General features: G+C 55.2%; 14 protein-coding genes. 11 read left to right on the top strand and 3 right to left on the bottom strand.

Translation table 11 applies throughout. The features are described from left to right. Positions 1–4 precede the first annotated feature (4 nt). The 3 genes from sucD to mdh form a co-directional block, all read right to left on the bottom strand. Complete coding sequence (sucD, locus tag AAC636_RS03495) at positions 5–886, bottom strand: succinate--CoA ligase subunit alpha (protein ID WP_340261770.1); 882 nt, start codon at positions 884–886, stop codon at positions 5–7. Positions 887–890: 4 nt separating this feature from the next. Continuing rightward, positions 891–2,084, bottom strand: a complete 1,194-nt coding sequence (gene sucC, locus AAC636_RS03490) for an ADP-forming succinate--CoA ligase subunit beta (protein ID WP_340300425.1) — start codon at positions 2,082–2,084, stop codon at positions 891–893. 277 nt (positions 2,085–2,361) lie between these two features. Continuing rightward, the gene (gene mdh, locus AAC636_RS03485) at positions 2,362–3,324 is read right to left on the bottom strand and encodes a malate dehydrogenase (protein ID WP_317656436.1); all 963 of its coding nucleotides are present in this window, start codon (positions 3,322–3,324) and stop codon (positions 2,362–2,364) included. A 182-nt stretch (positions 3,325–3,506) separates the two neighbouring features. On the opposite strand from mdh, the gene AAC636_RS03480 reads away from it, so the two are divergent. From AAC636_RS03480 to AAC636_RS03430, 11 genes are all read left to right on the top strand, one after another. Continuing rightward, positions 3,507–4,259, top strand: a complete 753-nt coding sequence (locus AAC636_RS03480; RefSeq protein ID WP_340300424.1) for a sulfite exporter TauE/SafE family protein — start codon at positions 3,507–3,509, stop codon at positions 4,257–4,259. 117 nt (positions 4,260–4,376) lie between these two features. Continuing rightward, positions 4,377–5,255 (top strand): HpcH/HpaI aldolase/citrate lyase family protein, encoded by an 879-nt coding sequence (locus AAC636_RS03475; RefSeq protein WP_340300423.1) that lies wholly within the window; start codon positions 4,377–4,379, stop codon positions 5,253–5,255. Next, entirely contained in the window at positions 5,255–5,809 is a 555-nt protein-coding gene (locus AAC636_RS03470) for an NnrU family protein (protein WP_340300422.1), read from the top strand. The genes AAC636_RS03475 and AAC636_RS03470 overlap by 1 nt, the downstream gene beginning before the upstream one ends. After that, positions 5,802–6,017: a DUF1737 domain-containing protein gene (locus AAC636_RS03465; protein ID WP_317656441.1), complete on the top strand. Its 216-nt coding sequence runs from the start codon at positions 5,802–5,804 to the stop codon at positions 6,015–6,017. Before AAC636_RS03470 ends, AAC636_RS03465 begins: the two co-directional genes overlap by 8 nt. 20 nt (positions 6,018–6,037) lie before the next feature. Next, on the top strand, positions 6,038–7,069 hold the full coding sequence (locus AAC636_RS03460; RefSeq protein ID WP_340261788.1) for a MaoC family dehydratase: 1,032 nt from the start codon (positions 6,038–6,040) through the stop codon (positions 7,067–7,069). A 193-nt stretch (positions 7,070–7,262) separates the two neighbouring features. Next, entirely contained in the window at positions 7,263–7,646 is a 384-nt protein-coding gene (gene sdhC, locus AAC636_RS03455) for a succinate dehydrogenase, cytochrome b556 subunit (protein ID WP_340261790.1), read from the top strand. 19 nt (positions 7,647–7,665) lie between these two features. Further along, positions 7,666–8,037 (top strand): succinate dehydrogenase, hydrophobic membrane anchor protein, encoded by a 372-nt coding sequence (gene sdhD, locus AAC636_RS03450; protein WP_317656445.1) that lies wholly within the window; start codon positions 7,666–7,668, stop codon positions 8,035–8,037. Positions 8,038–8,062: 25 nt separating this feature from the next. Continuing rightward, positions 8,063–9,871 carry a succinate dehydrogenase flavoprotein subunit gene (sdhA, locus tag AAC636_RS03445; protein ID WP_340300421.1) on the top strand — a complete coding sequence of 603 codons (1,809 nt, stop codon included), beginning with the start codon at positions 8,063–8,065 and terminating at the stop codon, positions 9,869–9,871. 26 nt (positions 9,872–9,897) lie between these two features. After that, positions 9,898–10,197: a hypothetical protein gene (locus AAC636_RS03440; RefSeq protein WP_340300420.1), complete on the top strand. Its 300-nt coding sequence runs from the start codon at positions 9,898–9,900 to the stop codon at positions 10,195–10,197. Positions 10,198–10,210: 13 nt separating this feature from the next. Continuing rightward, a complete protein-coding gene (locus AAC636_RS03435; protein WP_340252623.1) occupies positions 10,211–10,990 on the top strand; it encodes a succinate dehydrogenase iron-sulfur subunit in 780 nt (259 codons plus the stop codon). 222 nt (positions 10,991–11,212) lie between these two features. After that, positions 11,213–12,061, top strand: coding sequence for an urea carboxylase-associated family protein (locus tag AAC636_RS03430; RefSeq protein ID WP_340300419.1), 849 nt, complete (start codon positions 11,213–11,215; stop codon positions 12,059–12,061). The last annotated feature ends 82 nt before the right edge of the window (positions 12,062–12,143 follow it).

Here is a 12,143-nt window from a genome sequence, read left to right as displayed (position 1 = left end):
GTGTTTAACCGATTGCTTTGAGAACCGCTTCACCAAGTGTTGCGGGGCTGTCTGCCACCACGATCCCTGCGGATTTCATCGCTTCGATCTTATCGTCTGCGCCGCCTTTGCCGCCGGCAACAATGGCGCCAGCATGACCCATGCGGCGGCCTGGAGGGGCCGTGCGCCCTGCAATAAAGCCCGCCACAGGCTTCTTGCGGCCACGCTTGGCTTCGTCTTTGAGGAATTGCGCCGCTTCTTCTTCCGCGGAACCACCAATTTCACCGATCATGATAATCGATTGGGTTTCATCGTCCGCCAAGAACCATTCCAACACATCCAAATGTTCGGTGCCTTTGATGGGGTCACCCCCGATGCCGACACAAGTGGACTGGCCCAGACCGACATCTGTGGTTTGCTTCACAGCCTCATAAGTCAATGTGCCAGAGCGCGACACCACGCCAACCGACCCGCGGCGATGAATATGGCCAGGCATGATGCCGATTTTGCAGGCGTCAGGTGTAATCACACCGGGGCAGTTTGGCCCGATCAGCTTGGAGGATGAATTCTCCAAAGCACGCTTGACCTTCATCATATCCAGCACAGGGATGCCTTCGGTGATGCAGATGATCAATTCCATCTCGGCATCAATCGCCTCAAGGATGGAGTCAGCCGCAAAGGGCGGTGGCACATAGATCACCGATGCGTTTGCTTCGGTCTTGGCTTTCGCCTCATGCACACTGTCAAAAACGGGCAGGTTGAGATGGGTCTGACCGCCTTTACCAGGGGTCACGCCACCAACCATTTTTGTGCCGTAAGCAATCGCCTGTTCCGAGTGGAATGTGCCTTGGCTTCCCGTGAAACCCTGACAAATGACTTTTGTATTTTCATCGACAAGAACAGCCATAAGCTCAGCCTTTCACCGCTTTAACGATTTTCTGGGCCGCGTCCGACAGATTGTCAGCCGCGATCACATTGAGGCCAGAAGTGTTGATGATCTCCTTGCCCTTCTCCACGTTTGTGCCTTCAAGGCGCACGACCAGTGGCACCTGCAGACCCACCTCTTTCACTGCGGCCACAACGCCTTCGGCGATGATGTCGCAGCGCATGATGCCGCCAAAAATATTCACAAGAATACCTTTTACGTTGGGGTCAGAGGTGATGATTTTGAACGCCTCGGTCACCTTTTCCTTGGTTGCACCGCCGCCCACATCAAGGAAGTTCGCGGGCTCAGCGCCATAAAGCTTGATGATATCCATCGTGGCCATTGCAAGACCAGCGCCGTTGACCATACAGCCAATCTCGCCATCAAGCGCGATGTAGTTCAGGTCAAATTTGGACGCGGCCAATTCTTTGGCGTCTTCTTCGGTCTCATCGCGCAGCGCCGCAATATCCGCATGGCGATAAATGGCGTTGCCGTCAAAACCAACTTTCGCGTCTAGCACCTTGAGGCTGCCCTCATCCGTCACGATCAGCGGGTTGATTTCCAACATCTCCATATCCTTCTCAACGAAGGCCTTATAGAGGATGCCCATCAGGCTTACGCATTCTTTGACCTGCTTGCCTTCAAGGCCAAGCGCAAAGGCAATGCGGCGCCCGTGGAAGGCTTGGTATCCAGTGGCAGGATCAACAGCGAAAGACAGGATTTTCTCTGGTGTCTTTGCGGCCACATCTTCGATATCCATGCCACCCTCAGTGGAGCAGACGAAGGAGATACGGCTCGATTGGCGATCCACCAAAAGGGCGAGGTAAAGCTCGCGCTCAATGCCCGACCCATCTTCGATATAGATACGATTCACAACTTTGCCGACGGGGCCAGTTTGATGGGTCACAAGGGTGCGACCCAACATCTTTTTGGCTTCGGCTGCGGCCTCTTCGACCGACTTGGCAAGGCGCACGCCGCCTTTTTCGCCCGCATCGGATTCTTTGAACTTACCCTTGCCGCGACCGCCTGCGTGGATCTGCGCCTTGACCACCCAAAGCGGGCCATCCAATTCGCCCGCTGCGGTTTTGGCCTCTTCGGCTTTCAGAACAACGCGGCCATCACTGACCGGTGCGCCGTATTGGCGAAGCAAGGCTTTCGCCTGATATTCATGAATGTTCATGAAACTGTCCCGTGTGTTGCTGTCGTTTCACGGCGTGTAAGCACATCCCGCCGCATAAAATAAACGGCAATCTGCCCAACAGCTGAGTTTTAAGCGCAAAATTCGACATTTGTGATCACAGAAAAAATAAGCGTGATCACAAACGGGTTTCCAAGGCAGGGCTGCGGCCTACTCGCCTTAAGAGTGTATTAACTTTGCCGACTCACCATCCATCAAAACCAAAAAAGGCGGCGCTAAGCGCCGCCTTTTAGATAGGTTTCGGAATTCTCCGCTTAGATCAAGCGAGGCTCTCATCGATGCCTTTACAAGCATCCACAAGACCCTTCACGGCAGCGACAGAATTGTCGAACATCGCTTGCTCGTCTTTGGTCAGCTTGATCTCAACGATGCGCTCAACACCACCTGCACCGATGACTGTGGGAACACCCACATACATGCCTTTCAAGCCAAACTGGCCATCACAATAGGCCGCGCATGGCAAAACACGCTTCTGGTCTTTGAGATAGGCTTCGGCCATCTCAATCGCGGATGTCGCAGGCGCATAGAATGCAGAGCCCGTTTTCAAAAGACCCACGATTTCAGCCCCACCATCGCGGGTGCGCTGCACGATAGCATCCAAGCGATCCTTCGTTGTCCAACCCATTTCAATCAGGTCAGGCAAAGGAACACCTGCAACTGTTGAGTAGCGCACCGACGGCACCATCGTGTCACCATGACCCCCCAAAACAAACGCCGTCACATCTTTCATGGACACATCAAACTCTTCCGCCAAGAAATGGCGGAAACGCGCGCTGTCCAAAACGCCTGCCATGCCGCAAACCTTTTCATGCGGCAGACCAGAAAATTCGCGCAAGGCCCAAACCATCGCATCCAATGGGTTGGTGATACAGATCACAAAGGCATTGGGCGCATGATCGCGAATGCCTTCGCCAACAGATTTCATGACTTTGAGGTTGATCCCCAAGAGATCATCGCGACTCATGCCAGGCTTACGTGGAACACCTGCAGTCACAATGCATACATCAGCGCCCGCGATATCGGCGTAATCATTCGTGCCCTTAAGCTTGGCATCGAATTTTTCAGAAGGCCCAGATTCGGCGATATCAAGGGCTTTGCCCTGAGGGGTGCCCTCGGCGATATCAAAAAGGACAACGTCGCCCAATTCTTTCAGCGCCGCGAGATGGGCAAGCGTGCCGCCAATCTGTCCTGCGCCGATCAGTGCAATCTTAGGTCTGGCCATGAGATATGTCTCCGGATCCGAGTTAAAACTGAAGCGACCCCTACAACCGCCCCTGCCTTGTTGCAAGTCTCTGCGCTGCGGCACAAAGCGCATCACGCACCATATGCGGCCCGAGCATCGGGGGTTTCCCTTCACTCAAAACACTGTATTTTGGTCATAATTCAGCGAACAAAGAGGGCAAAATGCTAGAGGGATGGCTATGGCTGCTGGCGGCATTTGCGGTCTTTGTCGCAGGCATGTCAAAGGGCGGATTTGGGTCTGGCATTGGGTTTGTTTCGTCAGCGATTCTCGCTGTCGTGCTCGAGCCGACCCATGCCTTGGCCCTTATGCTGCCCCTTCTGATCATCATGGATTTCTCAGCCCTCAAACCCTATTGGAAGCAATGGGATGGCCCCTCAACCCGAGTGCTTGTGATTGGGTCTGTCTTTGGCTGTATCGCCGGGATCTTGCTGTTCAAAATCATCTCAGCTGATGCGCTGCGCCTCATGATTGGGGCGATTGCATTGCTCTTTCCCCTGTTTCAATTGGCGCGCGTGCGTGGGTGGATTTCCCCGCAACCGCGCGATTTCTCAAGTCGCGATGGCATCATCGCGGGCATCGCAGCAGGCTTCACAAGCTTTATTTCCCACGCAGGCGGGCCTGCGGTAGCGGTGTTTATGCTGTCGCAACGCAATGTGGGAAAGACATTATACCAAGCAACCACGGTTATTGTGTTTTGGGCAATCAACCTGATGAAATTCGCAAGCTACGCCTATCTTGGCCTCTTCTCATGGGACTTGATGGGCGATGTGGCGCTGCTTGCCCCTGTTGCCATTTTCGGCACATGGGTGGGTGTTAAGGCCCATCACGCCATCCCAGAGCGGCTATTTTTCGGCATCACCTATGTCGCATTGGTGCTAACGGGCGTGAAGTTAATTTACGATGGGCTATTCTGATCTATCAGGCGCGCGCAACAAAATTTCCTACAGATGCGTCAAAACGTAACTTGCGGTCGCACACTCATCCTGCTTTTTATGCTGCAACGCAGAATCAATCAGCCCAAAGGGGGCCATATGTCCGATTCATCCGCACGCAGCGCCCGCCCTTATCGCTCCGTTCTCTATATTCCTGCCTCTAAGGAACGTGCCTTGGAAAAGGCGCAGACGCTTCAAACTGATGCGATTATCTTTGACCTTGAAGATGCTGTCGCCCCTGATGAGAAAATACCAGCGCGCGACATTCTTAAAAATCGCCTGCAACAGGGCGGCTATGGCAAGCGCGCACAAATCGTGCGGATCAACGGCAGCGACACAGTCTGGGGCAAGGATGATCTGGCCGCTCTTGCCGCGATTGGCCCTGAAGCGATCTTACTGCCAAAAGTGAACACCGCCGCAGATATCGAGGCGGTTGCGGCCCTACTCGACACCATACCCGCAGCGCGGGATACCCAGATTTGGGCGATGATGGAAACGCCACTGGGCATCTTGAATGCCGCCGCGATTGCCGCAGCCCCACGCATGGCGGGTTTCATTATGGGCACGAATGATTTGGCCAAGGATTTAGGATCGCGCAGCAGAGGCGCGATGCATTTCGCGCTGCAGTCCTGCCTTATGGCGGCGCGCGCCCATGGGATTGTTTGTATTGATGGGGTGTATAACGCTTTTAAAGATGAAGACGGTCTTCATGCCGAATGCCTTGAGGGGCGCGATTGGGGCATGGATGGAAAAACCTTGATCCATCCCGCGCAACTTGAGATTGCAAATAAGGTCTTTTCTCCGTCTGAGGCTGAAATTGACCTCGCCCGCCGACAGATAGATGCCTATGATGCCGCCATCGCGCGTGGCGAGGCGGTCGCGGTTGTAGATGGTAAGATCGTTGAAAACCTCCATGTCGAGACAGCCCGTGCCATGCTTGCAAAAGCAGAAGCAATTGCAGTATTGGAGCAAATTTAATGGGCTATCTCCTTCTCATCCTTGGGCTTGTCCTGTTCGCGGGCGGGCATTGGGTCAAACGGCTTGCACCTGATTTTCGTGCCAACATAGGGGATCCAAAAGGTCGGCTGATCCTGACCCTTGCGATGCTTGCAGGTGTTGTGCTGATGATCATCGGCTATCGTGCAGCACTCGTGGTGCAGATTTGGTCACCCCCAACCTTCTTCACCCATATCAACAATCTTTTGGTGCTGATCGCGTTTTGGCTGTTCGCGCTTTCGCACATGTCGGGCACCCTCTCGGCCCGCATCCGCCACAAACAATTGTCTGCGATTAAGGCTTGGGCCATTGCCCACCTTTTGGTGAATGGCGATTTGGCCTCAATCATTTTGTTTGGGGGAATGTTGGCTTGGGCTGTGGCCTCAGTCATCATCATCAACCGCCAAGGTCGCGATTGGGTGCGTCCCGCCAATCCAAGTATCGTCAAGGACATCTTGGCCTTGGTCATCGGGATCATCGTGATGGGCATTGTGGGCTATATCCACACATTACTGGGGTATTTCCCCTATGGCTGAGTCAAACGTAATTTATAGGCTTCTCACCGAAGAGGACACATCGGCCTTCTGCCACAAAGTGTCGGATGCGTTGGCGAAGGGATGGGTGCTCTATGGCAGTCCATCCTATGCCTTTGATCCAAGCACCAACAAAATGCGCTGCGCTCAGGCAGTCACGAAAACTATCGCAGATGCCTACCACCCCGATATGAAACTCGGGCAGCAATAAACACGCAAAGGAATGGCGGCATGAAAACCAATTCTGGCAATTTTTTCGAGGATTATCGCCTCGGCCAAGTGATTGAACATGCCGTTCCGCGCACAGTTTCGGGTGGAGAGCGGGCACTCTATCACGCGCTCTATCCTGCACGCCACGCGTTGCATTCCTCTGACGCTTTTGCCCAATCCTGCGGGCTGGCTCAAAGTCCATTGGATGACCTGATCACCTTCCACATCGTCTTTGGCAAAACTGTGCCCGATATTTCGCTCAATGCCGTTGCTAATTTGGGCTATGCTGAGGGGCGGTTTTTGCAGCCCGTTTACGCAGGTGACAGCCTGACCTCAAAAAGTCAGGTCATTGGCCTCAAGGAAAATTCCAACGGCAAATCTGGCGTGGTCTATGTGCGCACACAAGGCAGCAATCAAAACGGCGATGTGGTGCTTGATTATGTGCGTTGGGTCATGGTGCGCAAAAACAATCTTGATGCCGCCGCACCAGAAACCGTGATCCCAGATTTGGCGAAGGTCATTGCACCAGACGATTTGGCTATTCCCCAAGGCCTTACTTTCGCCAATTACCCGACCACTCTGGCAGGAGAGCCACATCTTTGGGGGGATTATGAAATTGGCGAGGTGATCGAACATGTGGACGGCGTAACCATTGAGGAGGCCGAACATATGATGGCCACCCGCCTTTGGCAGAATACGGCCAAAGTGCATTTTGACGCGACCTTCCGCGATGACGGCCAGCGATTGATCTATGGGGGCCACGTCATCTCCATGGCGCGGGCTTTGTCCTTTAATGGATTGGCAAATGCGCAGATGATTGCGGGCATAAACGCAGGCGCCCATGCCAACCCATGCTTTGCAGGCACAACAATCCGCGCATGGTCTGAAGTGTTGGATAAAGCTGAGACTGCATCGCCAGATATCGGCGCGCTGCGCCTTCGATTGGTTGCCACCAGCGCGGCAGGCACCGCAGGACAGCTGCGCGATGAGGCAGGCAAATATCTGCCCCATGTGTTGCTTGATCTGGATTACTGGACACTCATGCCACGCTGAGATTCCACAGAAATTTAGTGATCACAGGATTTCTGATTGTGATCACAATGGGCCAACTGCGGCAATAAATCACCTAATTTTGCCCTTAATTCACCTGTTAGCGTTCACTCCCCCCGTGACAGGGGCGAAAATTCGGGTATGGATGGTCGTTGAACAGACGACCAGACCAAGACAACCTGAGAGGGTTCCCAGAATGGCAGACGTAAATCGGGGCAATCGCCCTTTGTCGCCGCATTTGCAGATTTATCGCAAACAGCTCAATTCCGCGACATCAATCCTAAACCGCATCACGGGTATCGCGATGCTTGGCTCGGCTTTGCTTATCGTTTGGTGGCTATTGGCCGCAGCGACAGGGAAGGCCTATTTCGATCTCGTGGACGGGCTGATGACATCAATGCTTGGAGATGTCGTGATGACGCTTTCCGTATTGGGGCTGTGGTATCACACGCTTGGCGGGCTGCGTCACCTGATCTGGGACACTGGCCGCGGGCTAGAGCTTGAGGCAGCAGACCGCATGGGATGGGCCATGATTGTGGGCGCGGTGGTGCTGACCATTCTCACCCTCATCTTTGTCTAAGGCAGGAAAGGCATAGGTTATGAAATTCGCAACAGACCGCAAACGCGTGATCGGCCTTGGTTCTGCTCGCTCAGGCACAGAACATTTTTGGACAATGACCCTCACCTCGGTGGCGCTCATGGTTCTGACCCCGCTTTTCGTGTTCACCTTCGGGCCACTTTTGGGCCAACCTTATGACGCGGTGATCGCAGCGCTCGGTCATCCGCTGCGCGCGCTGATTATCGCGCTGATGTTGATCGTGGGCCTCCACCATTTCCGCCTCGGCATCCAAGTGGTGGTTGAGGATTACACCGGCGGCTTGACCCGCAAAGGCCTTCTCATCGCCTTTTCGATCATCTCCTACGGGCTGATGGCGATCGGGCTTTTCGCGATTGCAAAACTCGCGTTCTGAACAGACAAACAGGAGCAGACGGAACATGACCGCTTCCTACGAAATTCATCACCACAGCTATGACGTTGTCGTTGTTGGCGCGGGCGGATCGGGCCTGCGTGCGACCTTGGGCATGGCAGAACAGGGTCTTAAGACCGCCTGTGTGACCAAGGTTTTCCCAACCCGTTCTCACACTGTTGCGGCACAAGGGGGCATCGCAGCCTCACTTGGCAATATGGGGCCTGATAGTTGGCAGTGGCATATGTATGACACAGTCAAAGGGTCGGACTGGCTTGGCGATACGGATGCGATGGAATACCTCGCCCGTGAAGCGCCCAAGGCGGTTTATGAGTTGGAACATTACGGCGTTCCATTCTCGCGCACCGAAGAGGGTAAGATTTATCAACGCCCCTTTGGCGGCCATACCACTGAATTTGGCGCAGGCCCGCCCGTGCAGCGCACCTGCGCCGCCGCAGACCGCACAGGTCACGCGATTTTGCACACACTCTACGGCCAGTCGTTGAAGAATAACGCGAATTTCTACATCGAATATTTCGCGACTGATCTGATCATGTCCGAAGACGGCCAGTGCCAAGGCGTTCTGGCTTGGAAATTGGACGATGGCACGCTGCACGCGTTCAATGCCAAGATGGTCGTTTTGGCCACAGGTGGCTATGGCCGCGCCTATTTCAGTGCAACCTCAGCGCATACCTGCACAGGCGATGGCGGCGGCATGGTCGCGCGTCAGGGTCTGCCCCTACAGGATATGGAATTCGTGCAATTCCACCCCACAGGGATTTACGGCGCAGGCTGCCTGATCACGGAAGGCGCGCGCGGCGAAGGCGGCTATCTGACCAACTCCGAGGGTGAGCGCTTCATGGAGCGCTATGCCCCAACCTATAAGGATCTTGCGTCACGCGATGTGGTTTCACGCTGTATGACCATGGAAATCCGCGAAGGCCGTGGCGTTGGAAAAGAAAAGGATCATATCTTCCTGCACCTCAACCACCTGCCGCCTGAAACCCTAGCAGAGCGTCTGCCAGGCATCTCGGAAAGCGCACGGATTTTTGCAGGCGTGGATGTAACCCGCGAACCAATCCCCGTGCTGCCGACTGTGCATTACAATATGGGCGGTATCCCCACCAATTACTGGGGCGAGGTGCTGAACCCAACCAAGGACAATCCAGATGCGGTTGTCCCCGGCTTGATGGCCGTGGGTGAGGCAGGCTGCGCTTCGGTGCATGGGGCGAACCGCCTTGGGTCAAACTCGCTCATCGACCTTGTGGTCTTTGGCCGTGCTGCTGCAATCCGCGCGGGCAAGGTTGTCAATCCTGACACCCCCAATCCCGCATTGAACCAAGCCAGCCTTGATGCAGCTTTGGCTCGCTTTGATGGGTTGCGCCATGCAAAGGGCACGGTCGCCACAGCCGAATTGCGCCTTGAGATGCAGAAAACCATGCAGGCCGATGCGGCTGTTTTCCGCACCGATAAGACCCTTTCGGAAGGGTGCGCAAAAATGGAGGCGGTTGCCGCCAAGATGGATGACCTATCAGTCACCGATCGCAGCCTCGTATGGAACTCAGACCTGATGGAAACATTGGAACTGACCAACCTGATGCCAAACGCCTTGGCCACCATCGTCTCGGCTGAAGCGCGGAAAGAGAGCCGTGGTGCACATGCGCATGAGGATTATCCCGACCGCAATGACAAAACATGGCGCAAGCACAGCCTTGCGGTGGTTGAGGATCAAAAAGTGGCGCTCGATTATCGCCCCGTTCATCTTGACCCGCTGACCACGCATGAAGAAGGCGGGATTGACCTCAAGAAAATTGCCCCGAAAGCGCGGGTTTACTAAGGGAGAATGCGGTGGGACTGCAGGCCATGATACGCACTAGGCCCCTCCTTGCTGTGGCGCTGATGGCCGCCTGCACGCCCCCCGCACCGCCCACATTGGCGCAGGCAGAAGCACAATGCCGCCAACGCGCAGACGCGGCCATACGACCGCAAACCCAGATTGCGGTCGGTGTTGGCACTGGCGGCACATCTGCGGGTATGCAAATCGGCCTTTCCTCAGACTACCTCGCAGGGCGCGACCCCGGAGATGTCTACACCACCTGCGTTATCAGATTGACGGGCCAAGCGCCCGAAACACCCCTCTACCCCGAAACGGGCAGCCAGTGAGACGGAGACGACCATGGTAGAACTCGCACTTCCAAAGAATTCGCAGATCACAACGGGCAAAACTTGGCCCAAGCCCGAGGGGGCTACAAACCTGCGCAAATTCCAGATTTACCGCTGGAATCCCGATGACGGGCAAAACCCCCGTGTCGACACCTATTGGGTGGATATGGACAACTGCGGGCCTATGGTTTTGGACGCGCTGATCAAGATCAAAAACGAGATCGACCCAACGCTCACCTTCCGCCGTTCGTGCCGCGAGGGAATTTGCGGGTCTTGCGCGATGAATATTGACGGGATCAACACACTGGCCTGTATCTATGGCATGGATGAGATCAAGGGCGATGTGAAAATCTATCCGCTGCCCCATATGCCCGTGGTCAAGGATTTGATACCCGACCTGACCCATTTCTACGCGCAGCACGCCTCGATCATGCCTTGGCTTGAGACGAAAACGCAGCGCCCTGAAAAGGAATGGCGCCAATCCATCGAAGACCGCAAAAAATTGGATGGGCTTTATGAATGTGTGATGTGCGCTTCCTGCTCCACCTCCTGCCCTAGCTATTGGTGGAACGGCGATCGCTACCTTGGACCAGCCGCGCTTCTGCACGCCTATCGGTGGATCATCGACAGCCGTGACGAGGCCACGGGCGAGCGTTTGGACGAGCTGGAAGATCCGTTCAAACTCTATCGCTGCCACACGATCATGAACTGCACCAAAACGTGCCCCAAAGGCCTAAATCCCGCCAAGGCTATCGCCAATATCAAAAAGATGATGGTGGAACGGCAGTTATGAGGTGAAAGAAAAAGGGGTCCAAAGGCCCTTTTAGTTTTCAGCACTATGTTGACAGACAATAAATTTGTGGCCGCTCATAGGTATCCGAAATCACATAAATCAAATCCGCGTAGCTCAACATCGCATAAAAAGCGCCTTCTTGCTCAAATACCACTTCTCCATTTGAGACGGAGAATTGCACTGTGAAATTACAACTGCCCAAGTAATGCAGGAGGGAGCACTATGACAGACCATATAACGGCCCCACAGGATGCCGAAGGGCGCCGCGCGGTGACGCCAGTAATCTGCTATCCCACCGATAGCCTGCCCGCGCCCGACCCTGCACGTATGGCGCGCGCACGCAAGCACTGGCGCAAAACCGCCGAGGTGCTGATCCCCCCACGCGAGGCGGCCTGTTTCGAGGTGAAGGCAGGGCAATCCTTCCGCATCTCCCTGCCGCAAGGGGCGCAGGTGGGGGATCTCAACCTGTGGAATGCGCATGATCTGTCCGAGCGGTTCTTTTCGGGCAAAACCCGCGCCATCCATGGCAGCCATGTCAGCACAGGCCACACGCTTTATTCCATCCTGCCGCATCTGCGCGCCATGGCCCTGATCCTTGAGGACAGTTTGGCGTGGTATGGGCGCGATGATTTTGGCGGCGCGGTGCATGATGTGATCGGCACGCGCTGCGACCCCTATACGCATAACCTGCTGTCTGGCGGGCAGTATCACCACTGCTGTCATTCCAACCTGACCCGCGCGCTGGCCTCACATCGCGGCCTATCTTTGACCGAGGCCGAGATGGTGGTGCATGACGTGCTCAACGTGTTTATGTGCACAGGGTTCACCCGTGATACCGGCCAATATTTCATGAAGGCCACGCCCGCGCGCGCGGGGGATCATCTCGATTTCCTTGCCGAGATGGATCTTTTGGGTGCGCTCTCTGCCTGTCCGGGTGGGGATTGCGGGGCGGAGCATTCCTCTGACAGCGCCACCTGCCACCCGATGTTGGTGGAGGTGTTTGACAGCGAGTTGACCGCTGATTTTACCCCCCGCCCCGCCAATGGTTACGACCGCAGCCATGGTTTGTGAGGCGGGCTGCAAAAAACTTCTTGCTATTTGATCGCAGGTGATGCAAACGCCCGCGCACAGACGCCAACGCACGCGCCTCTGG

Origin of the sequence: Roseobacter sp. HKCCD5988 (assembly GCF_037830355.1) — a bacterium.
Lineage (GTDB): Bacteria > Pseudomonadota > Alphaproteobacteria > Rhodobacterales > Rhodobacteraceae > M30B80.
The sequence above is the reverse complement of the archived record's forward strand: the minus strand, read 5'-3'. Positions and strand labels throughout refer to the sequence as shown.

What these genes read in the sequence shown, in the direction of transcription:
- sucD (WP_340261770.1), bottom strand. Translation starts at nt 886, where the DNA reads ATGGCTGTTCTTGTCGATGAAAATACAAAAGTCATTTGTCAGGGTTTC.
- sucC (WP_340300425.1), bottom strand. Translation starts at nt 2,084, where the DNA reads ATGAACATTCATGAATATCAGGCGAAAGCCTTGCTTCGCCAATACGGC.
- mdh (WP_317656436.1), bottom strand. Translation starts at nt 3,324, where the DNA reads ATGGCCAGACCTAAGATTGCACTGATCGGCGCAGGACAGATTGGCGGC.
- AAC636_RS03480 (WP_340300424.1), top strand. Translation starts at nt 3,507, where the DNA reads ATGCTAGAGGGATGGCTATGGCTGCTGGCGGCATTTGCGGTCTTTGTC.
- AAC636_RS03475 (WP_340300423.1), top strand. Translation starts at nt 4,377, where the DNA reads ATGTCCGATTCATCCGCACGCAGCGCCCGCCCTTATCGCTCCGTTCTC.
- AAC636_RS03470 (WP_340300422.1), top strand. Translation starts at nt 5,255, where the DNA reads ATGGGCTATCTCCTTCTCATCCTTGGGCTTGTCCTGTTCGCGGGCGGG.
- AAC636_RS03465 (WP_317656441.1), top strand. Translation starts at nt 5,802, where the DNA reads ATGGCTGAGTCAAACGTAATTTATAGGCTTCTCACCGAAGAGGACACA.
- AAC636_RS03460 (WP_340261788.1), top strand. Translation starts at nt 6,038, where the DNA reads ATGAAAACCAATTCTGGCAATTTTTTCGAGGATTATCGCCTCGGCCAA.
- sdhC (WP_340261790.1), top strand. Translation starts at nt 7,263, where the DNA reads ATGGCAGACGTAAATCGGGGCAATCGCCCTTTGTCGCCGCATTTGCAG.
- sdhD (WP_317656445.1), top strand. Translation starts at nt 7,666, where the DNA reads ATGAAATTCGCAACAGACCGCAAACGCGTGATCGGCCTTGGTTCTGCT.
- sdhA (WP_340300421.1), top strand. Translation starts at nt 8,063, where the DNA reads ATGACCGCTTCCTACGAAATTCATCACCACAGCTATGACGTTGTCGTT.
- AAC636_RS03440 (WP_340300420.1), top strand. Translation starts at nt 9,898, where the DNA reads ATGATACGCACTAGGCCCCTCCTTGCTGTGGCGCTGATGGCCGCCTGC.
- AAC636_RS03435 (WP_340252623.1), top strand. Translation starts at nt 10,211, where the DNA reads ATGGTAGAACTCGCACTTCCAAAGAATTCGCAGATCACAACGGGCAAA.
- AAC636_RS03430 (WP_340300419.1), top strand. Translation starts at nt 11,213, where the DNA reads ATGACAGACCATATAACGGCCCCACAGGATGCCGAAGGGCGCCGCGCG.